The sequence below is a fragment of the Candidatus Villigracilis proximus genome (assembly GCF_016717045.1).
GTDB classification, from domain to species: domain Bacteria; phylum Chloroflexota; class Anaerolineae; order Anaerolineales; family Villigracilaceae; genus Villigracilis; species Villigracilis proximus.
Genome location: NZ_JADJUO010000012.1, coordinates 110486 through 132746, shown reverse-complemented (window position 1 = coordinate 132746; position 22261 = coordinate 110486). Strand labels below are relative to the sequence as shown.

Genomic DNA, 22261 nt, shown 5'->3' with positions numbered 1-22261 from the left:
GTTTATTTTACTGCAAGGCCGGTATTATCACAGGGCTGTAAGTTTTACTGGCCTTTTACTTCAACCCAGATATCATCATACAAAGGTGTTGCCTCACCCACATCCGCGATGCGATGGCCGTTCTTGATGGCATCCGCAGGAACATTGGTGATCGGAGAAGCCATGTAGGCATCATAGAGTTCCGTCTGATTGGTCTTGGCGTAATCAAGCGCGGCCTGGTTCGGGTTGGTGTATGGGAAGTCACGCAGCATCAGCCAGAAAACGTCACCCTGCATGGTGTAGTTCAACAGAGCATAAGCGGCATCAGCGTGGGGAGCATCCTTCAACATGGCCCAGTTATCCTGCCAAAGAATCGCGCCTTCGGTCGGGTACACATACTGAATAGCGGGGTTTTCCTGTTGAGCAAGCAAGGCTTCGGCGGTCCAGGTCATGCCGAGATCCACGTCACCGGCGATCAGGGCTGTCTTTGGGCTGTCGCTGTCAAAGAGTTTGATGCCGGGAACGAGCTGAGCTAATTTCGTCTTGGCTTCATCAAGTTGAGCGGGATCGGTAGTGTTGACATCGTATCCAAGGGTCAAAAGTGTCAAACCGATGGTGGCGCGGGAGTCATCAAGAAAAACCATGTTGCCGGCATATTCAGGCTTCCAAAGGTCTTCCCATGAAGCAGGGACATTTTCCACGGCATCTGTATTCACCACGATCGCATCAGTCCCAGCCTGATATGGGATCGTATATTTGTTGCCTGGGTCAAATTCAAAGTCGAGGTAGTTCGCGTCGAAATTCTTCAAGACCGGCAATTTGGCGTGGTCAAGTTCCTGTAACAGGTCCTGACGAGCCATGAGTGCAATGATGTAATCGGTAGGCTGGACAAGGTCATAATTGGAACCGCCCGCAGAGACTTTAGCGTACATCTCCTCGTTACTGGAATATTCATCGCGATTAACCTTGACGCCATAAACCAGTTCAAAACATTCGAGCATCTCAACTGGAATATATTCCGTCCACACGAAGATGTTGACTTCCGTGGAAGTGACTTCCATTGGGAATTCGGCGGCAGGGCACGCAAAACCAGTTGAGGTGACCTTGGGGCCATCAGCTTCAGACCTCGGTTGTTGCGGCGGATCCACCTCCACCGCATGCAGCTAACGCCATGCTTGCAATCACAAGCAGCGTCAGCAATGTAAATAGATTTTTCTTATTCATCTCTTCCTCCTAGAAGATATTGAAATCGTTTGGCACGCGCTATTCAAAAAGCGCGGAATACCTGATTTAACGAATCTTCCTTCTTTCCTCTTTCAAATTAAAAACGAAAGGCGAAAAGAAGAAAGATAAAACTTACGAGTGCTGCTTTGAATCACGATTTTGAAGAATTTGCAGCAACAATACAGCGAAGAATACCACCAAAATCCAAACCGTTGACAACGCATTAACCTGCGGCGTGATAATACGGCGTAACAGACCATAGACATAGATCGGGAGCGTTGTAGAGCCGGGACCGTTCGTAAAGAACGTGATCACAAAATCATCCAGCGACAAGGTGAACGCCAGCAAAGCACCGGACATAATGCCGGGCAAAATCATTGGAAGTGTCACGCGGCGGAAAGTTGTCCACTCGTTGGCACCCAAGTCCATGGCTGCTTCTTCAAAGGATTTATCAAAACCCTGCAAACGTGCTTGCACCACCAATGTCACAAATGGGACCATGAACGCAATATGACTCATCGTGACAGTTGCCATTCCAAGCGAGAGACGTGCATCTCCCTCAAGATTGAAGGTTGTATTTGCCCAGCCAAAGAACTGACTAAACAAGGTCAGAACACCAATACCCATGACGATCTCTGGAATAACAATGGGAATATACAATGCAAGCTGTGAAAAAGGCTTCATCTTGAAGTTGTAGCGTTGCAAGGCAAGGGCGGCCATCGTACCGATCACAGTGGCAATGATCGTTGCTGTAAAAGCGATGGTCAGCGTGTTTCCGGCGGCCTCGGCTACATCGTCATTTTTGCGAGATCGCAATACCAGTGAACGGTCCGCACGGACTCGACAACACTAGGCTGCCATCCATACTACATTTTCACTATAAGCGGGAATAAATCCTTCAAAGGTGACATTCGCGCGCGAGGCGTTGAACGAATACAAGATCAACCCGACAATCGGTGCATATAAAAATACATACACCAAAACTGCGGCTGCGATCACAAAGGGAGAACGGCGAAAAGGGTTCATGCGACTACGATCTCCTCTCCGAAGCCAAATTTGCGGGTGTAGAAATAGGTCACGACCAGCGTCAACACCATCAAAATCAGCGACGCGGCAGAACCAAAAGTCGGGTCACGCGCATCCAAAAATTGACGCTGGATCAAGTTACCGACCAAAATAACCTGACGTCCGCCGAGAATATCTGAAACGATAAATGTTCCCATGACTGGAATAAAAACAAGGATTGTCCCAGCCACCACACCCGGCATGGACAATGGAAGCGTCACGCGCAGAAATGTCTTAATTGAATTTGCGCCCAGATCAGCAGCCGTTTCATATAGTGAGGTGTCGATCTTTTCAAGTGAGGTATAGATCGGCAGGATCATAAACGGCAGGAATTCATAGATCATCCCTACCAATACTGCCCCCGGGGTGTACAACATCTCAAGCGGCGTAAATGGAATATTCAACGCATTCATGATCCAGCCGAGAATAATATTGATCGCACCCTCCTTACGCAGCAACATCATCCACGCATACACCCGGATCACGAAATTAGTCCACAGCGGAATCAACACCATAAACAGATACATATTACGCTGCTTTGGATGCGCACGCGCAATAAAGTAAGCCAGCGGATATGCAAGAGAGATCACAAAAAATGTAGTATTAAACGCCAACGACAATGAACGCCCGAGGATATTCACATACAACGGGTCAAAGCACGAAGCCTGTCCCTCAGGACAATCTGTGCTGTACCCAAAAAGGCGGACATAATTATCCAACGTGAAAGAATAGATCACGTTGCCATCAGGACTACGCTTGCCAAAACTCACGACCAACGTGAGGATCAACGGAATGATCAACAGCACGAACAACCAAACCGTAGTGGGAAGCGCCAACAACGTACCCTGCGCAGATTTATTTTCGCGAAGACGCTGAAGCATGGCTTAATCCTTCTTCAAAACAAGCGTATTCTCAGGCATGAGCATCAACCAAACTTCCTGACCCACCGTATAGAATGACTTCGGGTCAAGCCGTGAAATACGGTTCTGCTCCAACACCTTCAATTTTGTGCCGTTTGTATCCACATAGATATGGGTATCCGCGCCAATGTAAACCGTATTGGTCACTCTGGCATGGAACACATTTTGATTGACTACGTGCTTATCAGCAATACGAACTTTCTCAGGGCGAATGCAACATTGACTTCTTCACTCTTAACCAATCCTGCCCGAAATAAGCTATCCCGTCAACTCGGCATTTTAATCCGGGGGATGAAAATACTCGCTTCATCCTTTGAGATGGACTTGATCTTGCCTTCGAGGAAATTCGACTCCCCGATAAAGTCTGCCACAAACTTATTCGCGGGGCGTTCGTAAACTTCAACAGGCGTGCCCATCTGCTGTACCTTGCCCTTGCTCATGACCGCGATACGATCAGACATCGTCAGCGCTTCTTCCTGATCGTGCGTGACGTAGATAAACGTAATTCCCAGTTGTTGCTGCAACGCCTTTAATTCAAGCTGCATTTCCTTGCGCAATTTCAGATCAAGCGCGCCGAGAGGTTCGTCCAATAGAAGAACATCAGGAGTCTTAACCAACGCACGGGCAAGCGCCACGCGCTGCTGCTGTCCGCCTGAAAGCTGCTTGGGCTTGCGGCGATCCATACCGGTCAGCTGCACCATATCAAGCGCACGCCCCACCCGCTTCTTGATCTCCTCTTCCTTTGCGCCTTCCATTTCCAAACCAAAAGCCACATTTTGAAAAATGGTCATATGCTGGAACAATGCATAACTTTGAAAAACAGTGTTGACCTTGCGCTGGAAAGGCGGAGTATGCCCCATGGCCTTTCCTTCAATATACACCTCTCCATCGGTCGGCCACTCAAACCCGGCGATCATACGCAGAGATGTGGTCTTACCGCAGCCTGAAGAACCCAGCATGGAAAAGAACTCTCCATTCTTGATCTGCATGGTCACATGGTCCACTGCGGCCATCTCATTCCCCTCTGGTGTTATAAATTTTTTACTACATCGCGCATTTCAACTGCAAATTCACTGGTCATCTATCTTCTCCATGATGAGATTGGAAGTGCGAATCGTAAAGCCTGACAAACTACATGGTTGCGTTAATTTCTTTAAGCACTTCACTCAAACGATCTAGCAGGGTATCCATTTGCTCCTGCGAAATAATAAGCGGCGGCTCAACACGGATGGTCTGCGCGCTGGTCAATGTGCCTGCCACCACAATATTCCGTTTAAACAATCCGGCTGCAATTTTGTAACCAATCTCCGGCGTCTTGAAATGCATACCAATCAACAAACCTTTGCCCGTTATTTTCTCATAAATTTGCGGATACTGCACAGCGAGTTTCTCCAATTGTGAAATTAGATAATCTCCCTTTTCAGCAGCCTTTTCCCACAGACGTTCACGCAAAGTAACATGAATTGCCGCGATCGCAGCAGAACAAGCCAACGCGCCGCCGCCCGTGGTGGTGGTATGCATGAACGGATTCGGATACATCATCGGCTGATAGATCTCTTCAGTCGTCGTCACCGCGCTGATCGGCATCACGCCGCCGCCCAAAGATTTGGCCACGGTCAAAATGTCAGGGACGACGCCCCAATGTTCGACGCCCCACAGTTTCCCGGTCCGGCCGAGACCCGTTTGCACTTCATCCGCAATGAGCAAGACGCCATACTTCTTCGTCGCGGCACGAATGCGCGGCCAGAAATCATCCGGCGGAACGATCGCACCAGACTCTCCTTGGATCGGTTCAAACATCACAGCCGCAACACCGATGCCAACTTTCTCGCAAATCTCCAATTGCTTCTCAACCGCATCTGCGTCACCAAATGGGACATGATAAACCTGCCCGCATATAAATTACCCATCGGTGCGCGATAATCAGCCTTGCCCATCAGAGAAAGCGCGCCCATGGTCTTGCCGTGAAAAGCACGCACTCCAACAATGAATGCTGACTTGCCCGTATAAAGTTTTGCGATCTTCATCGCGGCTTCATTGGCTTCCAGTGCCGCTGGCAGCGAACCAACTATATTTCAAATCGCCGGGAGTGATGCTTGCGAGAAGCCTTCCCAGCACACCCCGCAGCGGATCGATCAATTCCTGCGAAGGCATCGGAGAACGATCTAGCTGAGCCTTCACTGCGCTAACAACATCAGGGTGACTCCAGCCCAAGTCCAACATGCCATAGCCGCCAAGAAAATCAAGATACTCGCGGCCCAGCACATCTTTAAACACCGAGCCCGAACCCGTCCACTCCACTGCCGCCCAATCACCAGACTCAGTCACTGATTTGCGATACTCCAACCAGTTGCGGTTGTAATGCTCGGCAAAGTTTAATTTTGATTCATCAATGATCTTGTGCGCTTCTTCGATTGAAGGAAATTCATTCTTATGAATCAGATCCAGCCAGCGCGATGAATAATCCAATGCGTCTTCGTAATCAACAGCCATAATTTTTCACTCCAAAAAATTTAGAACTTTCTTGTCCACTCTTTTGGCCAGCGCTCCACAACGATCTTCTTTTGTGTGAAGAACTCAACCGCATCCATGCCCTGTCCATGCATGTCACCGAAGAAGGAATCCTTCCAACCGCTAAACGGGAAGAAGGCCATCGGCGCAGCGACACCGATATTAATGCCGATATTGCCGGCATCTGCTTCGTATCTAAAACGGCGCGCAGCATTGCCGCTGGTGGTAAACAGACTCGCTTGATTGCCGTATTGTCCGCTATTTACCAGCTGGATGGCTTCATCGATGGAATTTACGTGCATCAGGCTTAACACTGGCCCAAAGATTTCCGTCCTCGAGATCTCGCTTCCAATCGGGACGTCAGACAGGATCGTCGGTCTGACGAAGGATCCACGCTCGTAGCCTTTCACCACCGTCCCGCGACCATCCACAGGGACGCCCGCGCCTTCTTTCGCGCCAAGGCCGATCAATTGCTCCACGCGCTGCATACTGGCCGTGTTGATGACGGGTCCCATTTGCACGCCGGCATCAAGTCCATAGCCGACGGTACGCGTTGAAGCCGCATCACAAATCAATTCATTGAACGTATTGCGCGCCTCACCCACTGTCACAGCCACAGAAACTGCCAGACAGCGCTGACCAGCACACCCGAAGGCAGAATCGGCAATGATCTTCGTCGCCATTTCCATATCAGCATCCGGCAAAATGATGACCGGATTCTTCGCTCCGCCTTGTGCCTGTACGCGCTTGCCATGAAATGCGGCGGTGCTGTAAATATATTTTGCAACATTGGTCGAGCCTACAAAAGTGATCGCACGAATCGCGGGATGTTCGAGAATGCCATCCACGGTTTCCTTCGCGCCGTTGACCATGTTGATCACGCCCTTCGGCAAACCGATCTGTTCGATGAGTTTAAAAATAAACTGCATCGTCATTGGAACTTTTTCAGAAGGTTTGACAATATATGTGTTGCCGGCCGCGATGGCATAAGGCAAATACCAAAAGACGATCATGCCGGGGAAATTAAACGGCGCAATCGTGGCGCACACACCCACCGGCTGGCGGATCATCAACTCGTCAATGCCGGGCGCGATATCTTCAGAGACTTCGCCCTTCATCATCATCGGCATACCACAAGCCACTTCGATATTTTCATAAGCGCGGACCATTTCAGCCTTGGCTTCTTCAAAAGTTTTGCCGGCTTCATTGGTGATGAGACGCGCAATTTCATCACCATTATCACGCATCAAATTGCGCAGTTTAAATAAATATTGCACACGATCATTGACCGGTGTTCTGCGCCAGGCAGGCAATGCTTCACTCGCCGCTTTGGCCGCCGCTTCCACATCTGCCTTTGAGCCGAGCGGAGTGCGGGCGATCACCTCACCCGTTGCGGGGTTGATGACATCGAAATATTCTTTTACATCGGGCTTGACCCATTCGCCATTTATATAGTTTAAGATTTCCATGGTTTCTCCAAAAAATGGTAATAAGTCGAAGTAAAAGTGAAAAGTCCACCGTTTTACTTTTACATTTGACTTTTATGAACTGTTTGTGTATCCATCAACTCGGCCAGACCTTCGTCGATCAACTTTAAGCCTTCGTCAATTTGCTCTTTGGTGATCGTCAACGGTGGAACGATGAAGAGGATGTTCTTGAAATTGAAAACATATACGCCATTGGAGATCAGGAAATTCTTGAGCGCGGTCAAATCCATTGGCTCTTTTGTTATGCGATTCTTCACCAATTCCATGGCAGTAAACATGCCGATGTAGCGCACGTCACCAATCGAAACGTGTTTCGTCTTTAATTCTTCAAGTTGTTCGCCAAGATATTTTCCGACCGTTTTAGCGTTCTCGAAAATATTTTCTTCTTCATACACAGCAATCGTTGCCAAGGCAGTCGCACAAGCCAGAGCGTGACCGTTATAGGTCAACCCGGCTGAGAGCATGTGACTGTCAAAGTAATTCGCAATTTTCTCGCTGACGATCACTGCACCCAAAGGCACATAACCGGAAGTAATTCCTTTCGCAGTTGTGATGATATCGGGTGTCACTTTCCAATTGTCCACGGCGAACCATTCGCCAGTGCGTCCCCAGCCTGACATGACTTCGTCAGAGATCAACAAAATTCCATACTTATCGCAAATCTCGCGCATACGCGGCCAGTATTCATCAGGCGGGATGATAAGTCCGTTCGTACCGGTTACTCCTTCAAGAATGATGGCGGCGATCTGGTCTGGACCTTCGTGCTGAATCACCTCTTCAACATGGCTGATGCATTCACGGTGACAGGTCTCTTTTGTCCACCCGAACGGGCAGCGATAGCAATATGGATCCAAAAAGTGGACAACGCCGGAAATGGCAGGCTCAGCCGGCAGACGGCGATAGTCACCAGTTAAAGCAATTGCGCCGTGAGTCGCTCCGTGATACGAGCGATAGCGGGCAAGGATTTTATGTCGGCCTGTATATTGGCGCGCGATCTTGATCGCATTTTCATTGGCTTCCGCTCCGCCTAATGAGAAGAATGTTTTCTTCAAGTCGCCAGGTGTAATTTCAGCAAGTTTCTTACCCAACAGTCCGCGCGGCTCGGTTGCCATTCCGGGAGAGACAAAAGCCAATACTGCGGCTTGATCCTGAATGGCCTTCACCACCTTAGGGTGTTGATGACCAATATTTTCGTTCACCAACTGTGACGCAAAATCGAGATAACGTTTTCCATCGGCATCCCAAAAATAAACGCCCTCAGCTTTGGTGACAGGGATCGGATTCACTTGTCCCTGATTCGACCATGAGAAAAATGTGTATTCTTTATTTAGATCAACGATTTCTTTTGCAGTTAGTTTGTTTGTCATCATTGTTTTCCTTATTTATAGTCAAAGGTCAAAGGCCAAAAGTCTTTGACGACCCTCAACTTTTGACCTTTGATAATTTATTTTTTTACTTCCTTTGCAATTTCCGCGTATATCTCCAGGGTTTTATCAACGTCGGCGTCGGTATGTTCATAACACAGGAACCATGGTTCACGCGCGTCACGATCTGGCATAATGCCGCGGGCGATGGCTTTATCAGTCAATTCAATGTAAAGGTCGTGATCGCTTACTGCCCAGTCCCGTTGACAGGTGACCGCGTCAATACCGAATGAAAAGGAAAACATGGCGGGATAGCCGGTAAACACCGCTTGAATATCATTCTCTTCAAAAATTTCCTTCAAGCCGTCCATTAGTCGTTGTCCGCGCTTTTCGATTGTTTTAAAACAGGCTGGGATTTCAAAATATTTAACGTAGGCATACGCACCGGCAATGCCCGGTTTGTTATTTGTGTAGGTTCCGCCTTGTGATACACCTTGACCAATAATGGACATGATCTCACGCTTGCCGCCGAAGGCCGCCACAGGGTAACCGTTGCCAAGGGACTTGGCATACGTTACCAGGTCCGGGTTTGATGCCGTAATATTCCTGTGCGCCGCCATTTGCGATTCTAAAACCCGTCTTCACTTCATCCAAAATAAATACACAGCCATGTTCTTCAGTGCGCTGACGGATCAACTCAAGAAAGCCGGGCTGCGGATTAATGGCCGCGCAATTTCCCTGACAAGGCTCCGTAATGACGGCTGCGATCTGCTCGCCATGTGATTTCATCACACGATCAAATCCATCAAAGTCATTGAATGGCAAAACAATGATGAAGTCGCGCATGGCGGTTGGGATGCCGGACGAAGCGGCCACAGGGATCGGACTGCGGCGATTTCCATATGCTTCAACAGGCGCATATGTTGACCATAATGTATGGTCATGCATTCCGTGATAATTTCCTTCAAACTTTACGATAATATCGCGCCCGGTGTAGGCGCGTGCTACACGAATGGCGTGCATGGTGGCTTCTGTACCGGAGCAGGCCATGCGCACCATATCGATCGCAGGAGACATGTCAACGATCATCTCTGCCACGGCCACTTCCAGTTCGCCCGTCATGGCAAATAAAATTCCCTTTTGAATTTCTTCGATTACTTTTTGGTCTACTTCATCATAGGCGTGTCCCAAAATAATAGGACCAAATGCCATGCGATAATCAATATATTCTCTGCCGTCCACGTCCCATAAATAACCGCCCTTTGCCTTTCCACATAAGGCGTAATTTCGTCCCCCCAAAAGCGGAAATTGGAATTCACCCCAATGGTATGACCTTTTGCGCGCGTTTCTGCAACGATTGCGTTTTTGGACCAAACATAAATTCTCCTTTGGGATTTAATAACAGACCTCGGAAGTTCTCTGGAAGACTCTACGATCAGGAATTCCCAAACAACTTACGAAATCTTTGATTGAACTGCCGCTTTGCCTTCAGTGATCTCTTTTGCGATTCTTTCCGGAACCCGCCACTGATACACATCTTTGATAATGATCGGCACAATGGATGTGGTCGTCTTGCGTACCCCCGTAACTTTGCGGATCACTTCTGTGACAAAGTAATAAATTTCTGCTGTATCTTTTGCCACAAGCTGAATACTGATGTCGTTTTGACCAATGCCGCAGGCAACATAAGTGACATTTTCAAAGGAAGCCAGCTTTTTCGCCACATCAAGAATAAGGTCAGACTCAACTTCCAGCCAGACATCGGCCTTAATGTTAAACCCAAGGGATTCGGGGTTGACCACCGCGCTGATCTGGATCACGCCTTCGTCGATCATACGGTCGATGCGATAACGCACTGCGCGTTCGGAAATATCCGTCATGCGGCGCGAAATCTCAGAAGCAGACATTCTTCCGTCTTCAAGGAGTAAATTTACAATTTTTATGTCAGTTTTGTCGAATTCATACATGATGAGTCCATATCTCTTCCGAATCTTACACGCCAACTATACCTTACGGCGTTTTAATCGTCAAGAGCAAGGTTGAAAACCCAGTATCCCATGCTGTCTAAGCTATACAAGAGCCAATTTACATGCCACCTATCCAATCAAGGTTAATTCGAGTATTATGCTCGCTCTTTCCATTTGATAACTAATTTTTTACAGCAAGAGACACGATCATGACATCCATTCAACTAAGTGAAATTCAAAATAAATCAAAGATCATCAAAGCCAGAGAATTGGCAATCGAGTTTACGTCAACACACATAAAATATTATCGTCACGGCTGGCAATCATGGTCACTGGCGTCGTGGACTGATCTGGGTTTTATCCCTGTCCAGAAGCCCGCCATCTTTCATCCCTTACAAGTGAACGCCGAATACGTGAATGATCAAAACCCAAATGGTTCATGGCTGGGCGCGGTGGAGTTTGAAGACGGCAATATTCTTTTGCTCGGTGCGCTTTCAACAGATGCGCACGTGCATCTCGTCGAGAATCAGTTGTCGGGTAGGTTTGATGCGGATGATGGAGAGTGGTTCACTGCCTTCGGGCAGGAGGATGTCGTCTTTGCTGAATATGCCGAACAGTTGGGAATCCGCCTTGGGAAATTAAATAAAAAGGAAGCGCCGCGCATCTGGTGTTCGTGGTACAGCCTGTATACGGCAATCGATGAAGAGATCCTTTATAAAACGTTTGACATGATCGGCGACCAGCCTTTTGATGTGCTGCAAGTGGACGATGGCTGGCAGGTCAAAGTTGGCGATTGGGATGTGAATCAAAAATTTCCATCGGGCATGCAGGCGCTGGCGGATAAAATAAAATCAACCAACAGAAAAGCGGGTTTGTGGCTTGCACCTTTGCTCGCGGTGAAATCTTCAAAACTTTTTCAAGGTCACGCGGATTGGTTCTTACGCGATGAGCGCGGACATTTCGTCTCAGCCGGATTTAACTGGAACGAACAGTTATACGCCCTCGACACCACGCATCCTGACGTAATCTCGTGGCTGGTTGCCCTCATGCAGCAGGTCCGCGCCTGGGGCTTTGACTATCTCAAACTTGACTTCCTATACGCGGGCGCACTGCAAGGCAAACGATATAAGAATATGCCGCGTGAAGCTGCGTATCGCGAATGTCTGCAAGTATTGCGCGAGGCCATGGGAAGTGACGCATTCTTCCTGACCTGCGGCACGCCGATTCTTCCAGCGATCGGTATGTGCGATGCGATTCGCATCGGCCCTGATGTTTCGTTTGAGTGGGAAAATTACCGCAACGCCCACCTGCTATACAACCCATCAACTCCTGAAACCAAGAATGCAATCCGCACGGTGACCCATAGATTATGGCTGGGATCATTGCTGCACATTGACCCAGATGTAGCCTACTTTGAATCAAAAGAAAATTCACTGACCACAGAACAAAAAAATCTTTTGCAAGATCTGGCTTATGTTTGCAAATTCAAGGCCACTTCTGATCTGCCGCAGTGGATGACAAAAAACGAGATGGATGAATTGCGTTTATTTCTTAATTCAAATCCGGTCATAAAACAAACAGGCAGATACACTTTCCAGATCAATGACCGTAAAGTGGACTTCACTCCGGCGCTTTCACTGCCCGCAGCAAAAACGGGATTACTCGGTTTATTCGCATCTCTTCTGGCGTGGCTGGGTGATAGACACATCGTATTACATTTTTTCAGAATGCTTGATGATCGTGCTCTAAGAAAAAGAAGAAACAGCCTGTAAATAAAAACGACCCTTGCGGGTCGTTTTTATTTTATCCAAATCGTTCTTCTGTTTTTGCGGCCATGATGAAATCATTGTTGTGCAGGCCTTTGATCTTATGCAACCACCACTGGACAGTCACCCTACCCCACTCGGTGATAACGAGCGGATGATGTCCCTGCTCTTCGGCGACTTCACCAATCTTGTTGGTGAACGCAATTGCTTCGACAAAGTTCTTAAAATTGAAAACTTTCTCAAGCCGTTTTATGCCGTCTACTTCTTTCACCTGCCAACCAATGACATGCAACAGCAAATCTTCGATCTCAGCATCGGTCAACACCGGCTCGCCAGCGCGGCAGGCAACACATTGACCAGCTGCAAGATTTTTCATTGCAGAGCATCCACCAGCTTGGACAAGTCAGCGGGAGAGGAAAGCAAGACTCGCAGAGTCCGCCGGCCGGCAGCGACCAGAGCTTCGTAATCACCCAAAGCCTGAGCGCGGATTAATGTGCCAAAGCTCATACCTTGTGTCGGGATCTCCATATCATTCTGTGCATCGTACACAACCTGAATGAACAATCCCTTGTTTGGGCCGCCCTTATGGAACTGCCCCGTGGAATGTTGGAAGCGCGGACCGAAGCCAGCAGAGACAGCACATTTTGTCTTTTCACGGATCGCAACACGCAAAGATTGCAGCGCATCCAAAGTTTCCTGATTACGCGGAACATAAGCATTGATGGTGAAAAATTGACCCGTCTGCGCACCGGAAACAAAAGCGTTCAACGCGGCTTTTACATCGTTGATATTTACCAGATCCGCTTCGGCCAGTTTGCCGGTCTTTTGAAAGTCAGTGATCTTCGCAATCGTGCGCAACTTGCTATCCTGCACATCGGGCTGGTCAAACGCATTGATGCCGAGAATATGGCACATGATCGAAACCGCGATCTCCCAACGGAAGAATTCCGCGCCCACATCATACGGGCTCATAAACGGGAATTCGATCACAGGGAAACCGGCATTTCTAAGCGCGGTCACATTGCCATCAAATTCGCCGGTCTGACGCAGATACACAAACAAGCGGTCACTGCCGTACATCTCAGGCGCGGCAAGCGGCTCAAGCGGAACAGGAAGCATTCCCTTGCCATGTTTACCGCTGGACTCAGCGATGACCTGCTCGATCCATCCTGCAAATGCGGATACAGGCGCATCGCTCATAACGGTCAGCTTGTCTCTGCCTGCGAGAGCAGACTCAGCGAGTAGAGCGCCCAGTGCAAAACCGGCGCTATGAACATCAGTTGAAACTTTCTTTACCTTCTCGGCCGAATTCAACAACTTGGGAATATCCATGCCGAGCAAAGCCGCAGGGACAAGACCGAAATCGGTCAGCGCGGAGAAACGTCCGCCCACGTTGGGGTCAGCATTGAACACTTTTCTAAATCCGCGGTCTTTGGCGAGTTTCTCAAGAGAAGTGCCGGCATCGGTTGTGACCATAAAACGCGAACCGTTGCCTTTGCTTAATTCCCAGAAATAATCGAACGCGGCCAGCAGTTCGGCTGTCCCGCCTGATTTACTCGCGAGAATATACAAAGACTTCTCCGGCGGATAATTTTTCGCAGCCAGAGCAACCTGCTCAGAATCAGTCGAATCAAGAATGGCGAGGCTTAATTTTGCTTCGATATTGGCAGCGGCCAATAATGAGCTCAACACTTCAGCGGTCAATGATGAACCACCCATGCCGATCACGAGTACACGGTCAATGCCTTCTTCGTGAATTTGTTTTGCAAAAGATAAATATCCATCGAGGCGGGTGCGCGCATCTTCAATGGAATGCAGCCAGCCCTAGGCGGATCTTAACTTCGGTTTGGCCGGCTTCATCGTCAGCCCAGAGTGTGGGGTCGTGTGACCAAACACGGGCAGCGACAGAATCCGCTTCCAGCGTGGATAAGCGTTTGGCGACAGAATCAGCTAAGGGATTAATGGATGAAACGGCGCTCTTCCTTCTTTCGTCCACAACATCGAGCAGCACCTTGAAGGCATCCGCAAAAGATTTAACACCTTCCTCTTCCAATTCATCGGTGACCTGATTCATCGAAACGCCAGCAGACTCAAGCTCGGCAAGCTGCGACTTTGATTCGTCAAGTCCGCGGGTGATGGTGACGGCGGCATTGCCATGATCGCGGAAAGCATCAAGCGTGGCGGGCGGAACCGTGTTGACGGTATCGGGGCCGATCAGGCTGTCAACATAAATTGTGTCTGAGTATGCAGGATTCTTCGTGCCGGTTGAAGCCCAAAGCGGACGCTGCACGCGGGCACTGAAACGGGCCTTGATCGTTGCGAAACGCGCAGAGGTAAAAGTTTCTTCAAAAGCATGATAGGCAAGTTTTGCATTTGCGATCGCGGCTTTGCCGAGCAACGCAGAATCTTTTGGAAGGCGCGGGTCAACTTCTGTATCCACCCGCGAGACAAAGAAAGATGCAACCGAGGCGATCATATTGATCGGCTCATTTGCAGCAACACGATCTTCAAGACCTGAAAGATAGGCGTCCATCACTTCGGCATAACGTTCGAGCGAGAAGATCAACGTCACGTTGACATTGATCCCGGCTGCGATGGTTTGGCGAATGGCGGGAATGCCGGCTTTTGTGGCGGGGATTTTCACCATCAAGTTCGGGCGGTTGACGCGTTCCCAAAGTTCTTTGGCTTGCTTCGCAGTAGCGTCAGTTTCGTTTGCAAGATACGGGCTGACTTCAAGGCTCACGTAGCCATCGCCGCCTTTTGTCTCATCATACAACGGACGAAAGAGATCGCAGGCTTCCTGAATATCTTCAATCGCAAGCTGCCAAAAGATCTTTTCAGCATCCCAGCCAGACCACGCCAGCGGAATCAACGCCGCATCGTAATCATTTGTCTTTGCGATCGCATTTTGAAAAATGGTCGGGTTCGATGTCACACCGCGAATATCACCGCGTTCGATCATGGCTTTGAGTTCGCCGTTTTCCAGGAGTTTTCTCTGAATGTTATCGTACCAGAGGGATTGTCCAAGGGATGTAAGTTTTTGAATGGGGGTCATATTTTCTCTCTTAATAAAAAAGATAACGTTGAGCGCATAACGCCCAACGTTTTAATTATTTTTCCAAGGCCTTTATCTTTGCCACACGTTTCGCGAGTCTTTCCCCGCCGGCATCATCCCTTGATAACGCGCGTTAAAAACGCGGGTATTAAAACCTTTACCAACTCGGGGCCGATCACACGTCCGCCAAGGCATAACACATTCATCGCATCATGCTGCACACCCTGCGCTGCAGAATATGTATCATGACAGATCGAAGCATAAATACCTCTCATTTTATTTGCCGCGATCGAAGCGCCAATACCCGAACCGCAAATTAAAATTCCGCGCTCGGCTTCATTGTTTTGAATTTTCTCACCAACTTTTTTTGTGAAATCAGGGAAGTCCACCGCATCCGCACTATACGTGCCCACATCGATCACTTCATGTCCGGCGGCCTTCACCGATTCGATCACAACTTCTTTCAACGGAAATCCGCCGTGGTCACAACCAACTGCAATTTTCATAATACTCCAACAGACCCTAAAGGTCTTTGAGACCTTTAGGGTCTGATTAATTAAAGTTCTTTCACCTTTGCGATCACATTTTCAACAGTGAATCCAAGCTTTTCAAAGATGATCTTCGCCGGAGCGGATGCGCCATAGCGCTCAATACTGATGACAGACTTCGCGTATCGCTCCCAGCCGATACCTGCTCCCGCTTCGACAGCGAGTCTCTTCTGAATGTTTTTCGGCAACACAGACTCACGATAAGCTTCATCCTGTTTCTCGAACAGTTCCCAGCTTGGGAAGGAAACCACACGCACACCTTTTCCTTCGTCCGCAAGTTTTTGCGCAGACTCAAGGATCAGGCCAACTTCAGAGCCGGAAGCCATCAAAATGATTTCAGGCGTTCCAAAATCCTTTACGATGTATGCACCTTTTTCAACCTGTGCCACAGTATCCATCGTCGCCAGATTTTGACGAGTCAACGCCAACACGGTCGGCCCGTTGCGGCGTTCGATTGCCACCTTCCAGGCCTGGGCAGTCTCGTTCGCATCCGCTGGACGAATGACCACAAGGTTTGGAATAATTCTCAACGAAGTCAGTTGTTCGATCGGCTGATGTGTAGGGCCATCTTCACCGAGTCCAACACTATCATGTGTAAATATAAAGATGGAGGGATAATGCGACAACGCCGCAAGACGAATCGCCGGGCGCATGTAATCCGCAAAAACAAGGAAGGTGGCGCCGTAAGGAATCACGCCGCCAAAGACGGCCATGCCATTTAAGACAGAGCCCATCGCGTGCTCACGCACCCCAAAGTGAAAGTTGCGTCCTTCATACGAATCTTTTTGAAAGGCAGGACTTCCGTCAATTTTTGTGTTGTTTGAGGGAGCCAGATCTGCAGAACCACCGATCAACTCGGGAAGTTTGGGGGCAAACACATTAATCGCCTTGCCTGAAGCGGCACGCGTCGCCATGCCTTTTGCGTCCACCGGGAAGACCGGCACAGCGGATTCCCAGTCTGCGGGGAATTCACCTTTCAAGCGACGCTGTAACTCTGCGCCCAACGCCGGATGAATACGTTTGTATGCATCGAAACGCATTTTCCAATCGGCTTCAAGTTCACGTCCGCGGTCAACGGCTTTGCGGTAAAAAGCAAGCGCATCATCCGGAATAAAGAAACGCGGTTCCTTCGGCCAGCCGAGGTTATCCTTTGCGGCATTGAGTTCATCATCGCCGAGCGGTTCACCATGCGCCTTGGAAGTCCCCTGGCGAGTCGGCGCGCCAAACCCAATTGTAGTGCGGCACATAATAATGCTGGGGCGTGGATCAGTTTTCGCTTCCTGGATCAGCTTATCAATCACTTCCACATCGTTGCCATCGTCTGCGCGCAAAACCTGCCAGCCATAAGCCTGGAATCGCATGGCACGGTCTTCTGTAAAAGCCAGATCAGTTGAGCCGTCGATCGAAATGTGATTGTCATCATAAAGATAGATCAAACGCCCGAGCGATAAATGACCAGCCAGAGACGCGGCTTCAGATGCCACGCCTTCCATCAAGTCACCATCAGTCACGATTGCATAAATAAACGGATCGATAATTTCATGTCCGCGCTGATTGAAGGTCGCGGCGAGATGTGAGGCGGCAATCGCCATACCCACGCCATTGGCAAACCCCTGCCCCAATGGACCTGTGGTCACTTCCACGCCGGGGGTTAATCCATACTCAGGGTGGCCCGGTGTGAGGCTGCCCCACTGACGAAAGTTTTGCAATTCCTCAAGCGGCAGGTCGTACCCCGTCAGATGCAACAAAGAATAAAGGAGCATTGAACCATGCCCGCCCGAAAGGATGAAGCGGTCACGTCCTGCCCACTTTGGATTGCGCGGATTATGTCGCAGGTGGCGAGTCCAAATGGTGTAAGCCATTGCAGCTCCACCCATTGGCAAACCGGGATGGCCGGAATTGGCCTTTTGCACGCCGTCAGCGGAAAGAAAACGAAGAGTATTAATTGCTTTTGATTGAAGGTCGGTCATGAATAAATCTCCTGTGATGGCACGATTTTACCACCGTGATATTTTGATTTTATATCTCTCATTAATAGTGGAATTCGATAAATTATTCCAGATAATAAGATAACCATGGACAATATTTTTGTCCAAAGCCTTCTTCCATATAATACAAAGCCTACGGCTCAGTATTTATCTTTTAACTCAGCAGCCGGAACAAAGATCTGACCTTCCCGCGCATCCCCAACGCAGGAAATCTGGTTTTGTCTTTCCATTGCAAGCCACGCAGTGTACGCAGCAACAAGCGCATCCAGTTGATCTGGCAAATACAACAACTCCACCGGCCATATCCCCTTGGACATTTTATGCCGTGTGATCTCTTCAAAAAAATCCATCGGATCTTTAACGCGCATCCCGCTTTCATAAAGAATCAACTGTCTTTGCAAACGGCCTTCCAATGAAGTTCTCGCCGCAGGAAGCTGACCGACCAGCACACTATACCCGGCCAGCGGATTCGTCTCCAGAATTTGACGGGGAGCATCCTTTTCGGGGTATTTTTGAAACTCCATCTTTTCGAGTTTGCGATACAACTCAAGCCCCGCCTGCATCCACGCAGGACATAATGCAGCGCTTGCGGGGGTCTTTGTCACTGCAATCCCATGTTCGCGCATGATATGCTCTGCCAATCGCAACTCAACACGGCGGACTTGCGCCGGTGTAAGAGTCTTCTTTTTCGTCAACTCGCGTACCAATCCGCGGTTGATACTTGAAGGCGAGTTAATCGCCACAATCGCAAAATTCCGATCTGCAATAAAGGCGACGATCTCATTTAGTTCACCTTCTACAAGCGCAAGCAGATTTAAATTGCGATCCAGTGCTGCGTAAGCAAAAGACTTGCGTGAAGTGTTGGGGGTAATGCCAATAAAGGCGAAGTCGGTAAAAAGCATAAGTAATTAACCAGTCATCCATGTAGACAATTAAACAACCACAAAACAAACGCTATTTTACACCCCAATTCATGTATACTCGGACAATCATGCAAAAAAATCAAAGAATCATTCTCTACCTGCTTCTGCTGATCGCAGGCGCTTCGTGGATCGCACTGAGCGCAAACACAACTACTACAACAGATGGAGTCTCTGCTCCACAGGCTGGCTTTGCCGCACCTGATTTCACCCTCAGCACACCTACCGGCGAAACCTACACCCTCTCTGAGTTACGCGGACAGGCAGTGCTGGTCAATTTATGGGCCACATGGTGTCCGCCCTGCCAGGCAGAGATGCCCGCCATTGAGAAGATGTATCAGGAATATAAAGATCAGGGATTCATTGTCCTCGCTGTTGATATGACCTATCAAGACAACCCACTCAATGTTGTGCCCTTCATACAGGAATACAACCTGACCTTGCCCATTCTGCTTGAAGAAACAGGCGATGTTGCGGCTTTATACCAACTGCGTTCACTGCCCTCTTCATATTTTATTGACCGCGCCGGCATCATCCGCGAAGTCGTGATCGGCGGCCCGATGTCTGAAGCCCTGCTCCGCACCCGTATCGAACAAATCCTACAATAATATGCTCACATTATTCCGCAATTTTTTCTCACCACCCCGTCACATGATCCTGCTTGTTTTCGCTACATGGATCGCACTCAGTCTCGCCGAAAAACGCACCGAGCGCCACGGCGTCAACAAGGAATACCTGAACAACATTACTTTTTACGGACTGATCGCATTTGTCATCGGCGGGCGTATTTCGTTCGTCTTGCAAAACCTCCCTGCCTTCATCAAAAGCCCGGCTGACATTGTTTCCATCAACACTGATATCTTCGATCCGCTCGGCGCACTGGCTGCGGCATTTATTGTCGCGCTGGTGTATGGTCAACGCCGCGGGCTTTTCCTCTGGCCCACACTCGATGCACTTACACCATTCTTTGCGGTTATCACGATCGGTATGGGATTAAGTCACCTCGCTGCGGGCACAGCCTTTGGAAAAGAGACCGATTTAATATGGGGAATTGATCTCTGGAACGCCACCCGCCACCCGACTCAAATCTATGAGACGCTCGCATCTCTCTTAATCTTCAGCCTGCTCTGGTTCAAAAAGCATGATCCACGCCCGGGCATTCTCTTCCTCACCTACACCGCGTTGACTGCCGCTTCACAACTTTTCATTCAAGCCTTCCGGGGCAATAGCACATTGATCTTCAACGATTTGCGCCAGGAACAACTCATCGCATGGATAATTCTTGCTCTTTGCTTTGTTTTGTTTGAATACAGATTTCAAAAACAGTGAGATATTTTCTCAAACCTGATCCAGCGGCGATGAAGATCAAATACGCGAATCAGGTTTGAGATTAAGAGCGAAGCGGGGTTTACATCCAAAAAATTCTAGATCTGCAACGGCGAAGCGCCGCGTGAGATGTTCGCTAAAAATTCCTGACGGGTGGCAAGGTTGGCGCGGAAGGCGCCATGCATGGCGGAAGTGGTCATACGCGCATCATGCTTTTTCACGCCGCGCATCATTGAGCATAAATGTCCCGCTTCAACCACCACCGCCACACCCTGCGGCTTGAGCAGGTCACGCAGAAAATCCGCGATTTGACGAGTCATGCGTTCCTGCACTTGCAGGCGGCGCGCGTACATATCCACAATGCGCGGAATTTTCGACAGGCCCAACACCTTGCCATCTGGGATATAGGCCACATGCACACGTCCCATAAACGGCAGCATGTGATGTTCACACATGCTGTAAAACTCAATATCACGCACCAGCACCATTTCATCATATTGAACATTGAAGAGTGCGCCGTTGATAATGGCGTCTGGATCCATTGTGTAACCGCCCAACAGTTCATGATACATACGCGCCACACGACGCGGCGTAAACTGCAAGCCTTCACGCTCAGGATCTTCGCCCACGGCATTTAAGATTTGCGTCACTGCGCTCTCAATGGCAGGATTGTCCATATTATCATTTTCAGCATCTTTTTCGTTCATGTCGTCAAATTCCATGATGGCTCCAAATAAAAACTGGTCTGACAGCAAAGCCGCCAGACCAGTTTTTAATGAGTCGACCTAGCCGAGTTCCGGCTCGATCAATCCATAGCTTCCATTTCGGCGGCTATATAGCACATTGATCTTGCTTGTATCTGCATTATAAAAGATAAAGAAGTTATCGTGTCCGAGATTACGCATTTGCACAACTGCTTCATCTTCACTCATTGGATACAGAATAAATTTCTTTTTGCGCGCCACAAGTGGAGAGAGTTCGCCGGTTTCGTCATCAATGATCGGTTCGGCGGCTTCGGCGGCTGAACGCCCATCACCGCGCCCGTGCTGGTGCTTCCCTTTATAGCGCTCGATCTGACGCTGCATATTGTCCAATGCCTGATCGAAAGCTGCCAAAGCTTCATCGGCTCGTTCCTCGGTGCGAAGGGTAAAGCCTTTACCGTAAACGGTAATCTGGGCAACGTTTCGATCTGTGGCATTACGTGCGGCTTTGTGATGCGCCAGTTCAACGCGTGCCTCTTCAATTGCCGGCAGATAATGATCAAAATTACCTGCTTTCTTATTTACATATTCTTCGATCTTTTCGGTCAAACGGATATTACGTGTCTGAACTTCCACTTTGTTGGACATACGTCCTCCTTTTGGGGATGAAAAGTACTGAACATCAAACGCCTACACGTGCCTCAATCCGTGATGAGGCAATGCGCGGGCGACAGTCAACGCAAACACGTCTTTCGCTCCAGATGCATACAACACTTCAGCACTGGACGATAAAGTTGATCCTGTTGTAGAAACATCATCCATTACAAGAACTGTTTTTCCGATTACCCCCATCCCTGCTTCAAACGCCGCGCGAACGTTTTCCCTGCGCTCCATACTGGACAACCCAACCTGGGAACGCGTTTCTTTTCTACGTTTCAACTGGTTCGGCGCATAATGAACATTTAGCGACATTGCAAGCGGTTTTGCAATCATTGCAACCTGATTATATCCCCGTTCTCGCATTCTTTTCCGTCCCAATGGAATTGGAACAATCATGTCGATCGGCCAGTTCAAATCTTTCACAAAATCATTCATTTGTAACGAGAGAGAATATCCCAGTGAAATATTCCGGCGATATTTCAATTTATGCAAAGCGGTGCGAATCGGGTCATCAAAAACCGCCCAGGCTCTTAATGCGCGAAAATGCGGCCTATCTGCCCGGCAGGTATCACAGACAGCCGGCTTCGTTTGCGGAAGGCCGCACATTTCACAAAGGATTCCATTTAAAATTTGTACTTTATTCTGGCAATCCAAACACCAGATTGAGCCCTTTTTACCACACCCCCCGCAAACAGGGGGGAAGAACAGATCCAACCCCGCCCATAGTGTCTGATAAAAAGTATATGTCAAAGAAATTTTCGACAAATTCCGCCTCTATAA

The 22261-nt window shown here is 48.9% G+C and carries 26 protein-coding genes; 3 read left to right on the top strand and 23 right to left on the bottom strand.

The genetic code is table 11. The annotated features are described in order from the left end of the window. Positions 1 to 44: 44 nt before the first annotated feature. The 14 genes from IPL71_RS15215 to IPL71_RS15155 all read right to left on the bottom strand — a co-directional run bounded on the left by IPL71_RS15215 (position 45) and on the right by IPL71_RS15155 (position 10517). Entirely contained in the window at positions 45 to 1127 is a 1083-nt protein-coding gene (locus IPL71_RS15215; protein ID WP_345323039.1) for an ABC transporter substrate-binding protein, read from the bottom strand. A gap of 208 nt (positions 1128 to 1335) precedes the next feature. Continuing rightward, positions 1336 to 2019, bottom strand: coding sequence for an ABC transporter permease (locus tag IPL71_RS15210; protein ID WP_345323037.1), 684 nt, complete (start codon positions 2017 to 2019; stop codon positions 1336 to 1338). A 33-nt stretch (positions 2020 to 2052) separates the two neighbouring features. Continuing rightward, entirely contained in the window at positions 2053 to 2229 is a 177-nt protein-coding gene (locus IPL71_RS15205; protein WP_345323035.1) for a hypothetical protein, read from the bottom strand. Continuing rightward, entirely contained in the window at positions 2226 to 3149 is a 924-nt protein-coding gene (locus IPL71_RS15200; protein WP_345323033.1) for an ABC transporter permease, read from the bottom strand. Before IPL71_RS15200 ends, IPL71_RS15205 begins: the two co-directional genes overlap by 4 nt. Before the next feature lie 3 nt (positions 3150 to 3152). Further along, positions 3153 to 3350 (bottom strand): TOBE domain-containing protein, encoded by a 198-nt coding sequence (locus tag IPL71_RS26030; protein WP_514130793.1) that lies wholly within the window; start codon positions 3348 to 3350, stop codon positions 3153 to 3155. Between the two features lie 104 nt (positions 3351 to 3454). Beyond that, positions 3455 to 4201 (bottom strand): ABC transporter ATP-binding protein, encoded by a 747-nt coding sequence (locus IPL71_RS15195; protein ID WP_514130792.1) that lies wholly within the window; start codon positions 4199 to 4201, stop codon positions 3455 to 3457. Between the two features lie 118 nt (positions 4202 to 4319). Next, on the bottom strand, positions 4320 to 4988 hold the full coding sequence (locus IPL71_RS15190) for an aminotransferase class III-fold pyridoxal phosphate-dependent enzyme (protein WP_345323031.1): 669 nt from the start codon (positions 4986 to 4988) through the stop codon (positions 4320 to 4322). Next, complete coding sequence (locus tag IPL71_RS15185) at positions 4988 to 5215, bottom strand: hypothetical protein (protein ID WP_345323029.1); 228 nt, start codon at positions 5213 to 5215, stop codon at positions 4988 to 4990. Before IPL71_RS15185 ends, IPL71_RS15190 begins: the two co-directional genes overlap by 1 nt. Before the next feature lie 7 nt (positions 5216 to 5222). After that, positions 5223 to 5681 carry an aminotransferase class III-fold pyridoxal phosphate-dependent enzyme gene (locus IPL71_RS15180; RefSeq protein WP_345323027.1) on the bottom strand — a complete coding sequence of 153 codons (459 nt, stop codon included), beginning with the start codon at positions 5679 to 5681 and terminating at the stop codon, positions 5223 to 5225. Between the two features lie 20 nt (positions 5682 to 5701). Further along, positions 5702 to 7168: a CoA-acylating methylmalonate-semialdehyde dehydrogenase gene (locus IPL71_RS15175; protein WP_345323025.1), complete on the bottom strand. Its 1467-nt coding sequence runs from the start codon at positions 7166 to 7168 to the stop codon at positions 5702 to 5704. Positions 7169 to 7227: 59 nt separating this feature from the next. Next, complete coding sequence (locus tag IPL71_RS15170; RefSeq protein WP_345323023.1) at positions 7228 to 8556, bottom strand: aminotransferase class III-fold pyridoxal phosphate-dependent enzyme; 1329 nt, start codon at positions 8554 to 8556, stop codon at positions 7228 to 7230. Positions 8557 to 8630: 74 nt separating this feature from the next. Further along, positions 8631 to 9092: a hypothetical protein gene (locus IPL71_RS15165; protein ID WP_345323022.1), complete on the bottom strand. Its 462-nt coding sequence runs from the start codon at positions 9090 to 9092 to the stop codon at positions 8631 to 8633. After that, complete coding sequence (locus tag IPL71_RS15160) at positions 9067 to 9924, bottom strand: aminotransferase class III-fold pyridoxal phosphate-dependent enzyme (RefSeq protein ID WP_345323020.1); 858 nt, start codon at positions 9922 to 9924, stop codon at positions 9067 to 9069. Before IPL71_RS15160 ends, IPL71_RS15165 begins: the two co-directional genes overlap by 26 nt. Before the next feature lie 80 nt (positions 9925 to 10004). Next, on the bottom strand, positions 10005 to 10517 hold the full coding sequence (locus tag IPL71_RS15155) for an Lrp/AsnC family transcriptional regulator (protein ID WP_345323018.1): 513 nt from the start codon (positions 10515 to 10517) through the stop codon (positions 10005 to 10007). Positions 10518 to 10726: 209 nt separating this feature from the next. Between IPL71_RS15155 and IPL71_RS15150 the strand changes: the two genes are divergently transcribed. Next, positions 10727 to 12289 carry a glycoside hydrolase family 36 protein gene (locus IPL71_RS15150; protein WP_345323016.1) on the top strand — a complete coding sequence of 521 codons (1563 nt, stop codon included), beginning with the start codon at positions 10727 to 10729 and terminating at the stop codon, positions 12287 to 12289. 31 nt (positions 12290 to 12320) lie between these two features. Here the strand turns inward: IPL71_RS15150 and IPL71_RS15145 are convergent, their stop codons facing one another. The 6 genes from IPL71_RS15145 to IPL71_RS15120 all read right to left on the bottom strand — a co-directional run bounded on the left by IPL71_RS15145 (position 12321) and on the right by IPL71_RS15120 (position 18776). Further along, positions 12321 to 12659: a 4a-hydroxytetrahydrobiopterin dehydratase gene (locus IPL71_RS15145; RefSeq protein ID WP_345323015.1), complete on the bottom strand. Its 339-nt coding sequence runs from the start codon at positions 12657 to 12659 to the stop codon at positions 12321 to 12323. After that, on the bottom strand, positions 12656 to 14026 hold the full coding sequence (locus tag IPL71_RS15140; RefSeq protein ID WP_345323150.1) for a phosphoglucose isomerase-related protein: 1371 nt from the start codon (positions 14024 to 14026) through the stop codon (positions 12656 to 12658). The genes IPL71_RS15145 and IPL71_RS15140 overlap by 4 nt, the downstream gene beginning before the upstream one ends. A gap of 61 nt (positions 14027 to 14087) precedes the next feature. After that, a complete protein-coding gene (gene tal, locus IPL71_RS15135; RefSeq protein ID WP_345323013.1) occupies positions 14088 to 15338 on the bottom strand; it encodes a transaldolase in 1251 nt (416 codons plus the stop codon). Between the two features lie 113 nt (positions 15339 to 15451). Continuing rightward, entirely contained in the window at positions 15452 to 15844 is a 393-nt protein-coding gene (gene rpiB / locus IPL71_RS15130; protein ID WP_345323011.1) for a ribose 5-phosphate isomerase B, read from the bottom strand. 50 nt (positions 15845 to 15894) lie between these two features. Then, positions 15895 to 17856, bottom strand: coding sequence for a transketolase (gene tkt / locus IPL71_RS15125; RefSeq protein ID WP_345323009.1), 1962 nt, complete (start codon positions 17854 to 17856; stop codon positions 15895 to 15897). A 158-nt stretch (positions 17857 to 18014) separates the two neighbouring features. Then, positions 18015 to 18776 (bottom strand): DUF429 domain-containing protein, encoded by a 762-nt coding sequence (locus IPL71_RS15120; protein ID WP_345323007.1) that lies wholly within the window; start codon positions 18774 to 18776, stop codon positions 18015 to 18017. Between the two features lie 89 nt (positions 18777 to 18865). On the opposite strand from IPL71_RS15120, the gene IPL71_RS15115 reads away from it, so the two are divergent. Both IPL71_RS15115 and IPL71_RS15110 read left to right on the top strand, forming a co-directional pair. Then, positions 18866 to 19402 carry a TlpA disulfide reductase family protein gene (locus IPL71_RS15115; protein WP_345323005.1) on the top strand — a complete coding sequence of 179 codons (537 nt, stop codon included), beginning with the start codon at positions 18866 to 18868 and terminating at the stop codon, positions 19400 to 19402. Between the two features lies 1 nt (position 19403). After that, positions 19404 to 20123, top strand: a complete 720-nt coding sequence (locus tag IPL71_RS15110; RefSeq protein ID WP_345323002.1) for a prolipoprotein diacylglyceryl transferase — start codon at positions 19404 to 19406, stop codon at positions 20121 to 20123. Between the two features lie 95 nt (positions 20124 to 20218). Here IPL71_RS15110 and folE read toward each other — a convergent pair whose 3' ends face one another. The 3 genes from folE to IPL71_RS15095 all read right to left on the bottom strand — a co-directional run bounded on the left by folE (position 20219) and on the right by IPL71_RS15095 (position 22195). Continuing rightward, a complete protein-coding gene (gene folE, locus IPL71_RS15105) occupies positions 20219 to 20842 on the bottom strand; it encodes a GTP cyclohydrolase I FolE (protein WP_345323000.1) in 624 nt (207 codons plus the stop codon). Positions 20843 to 20905: 63 nt separating this feature from the next. Then, positions 20906 to 21469: a ribosome hibernation-promoting factor, HPF/YfiA family gene (hpf, locus tag IPL71_RS15100; RefSeq protein WP_345322999.1), complete on the bottom strand. Its 564-nt coding sequence runs from the start codon at positions 21467 to 21469 to the stop codon at positions 20906 to 20908. A 42-nt stretch (positions 21470 to 21511) separates the two neighbouring features. Beyond that, complete coding sequence (locus tag IPL71_RS15095; protein WP_345322997.1) at positions 21512 to 22195, bottom strand: ComF family protein; 684 nt, start codon at positions 22193 to 22195, stop codon at positions 21512 to 21514. Positions 22196 to 22261 lie beyond the last annotated feature (66 nt).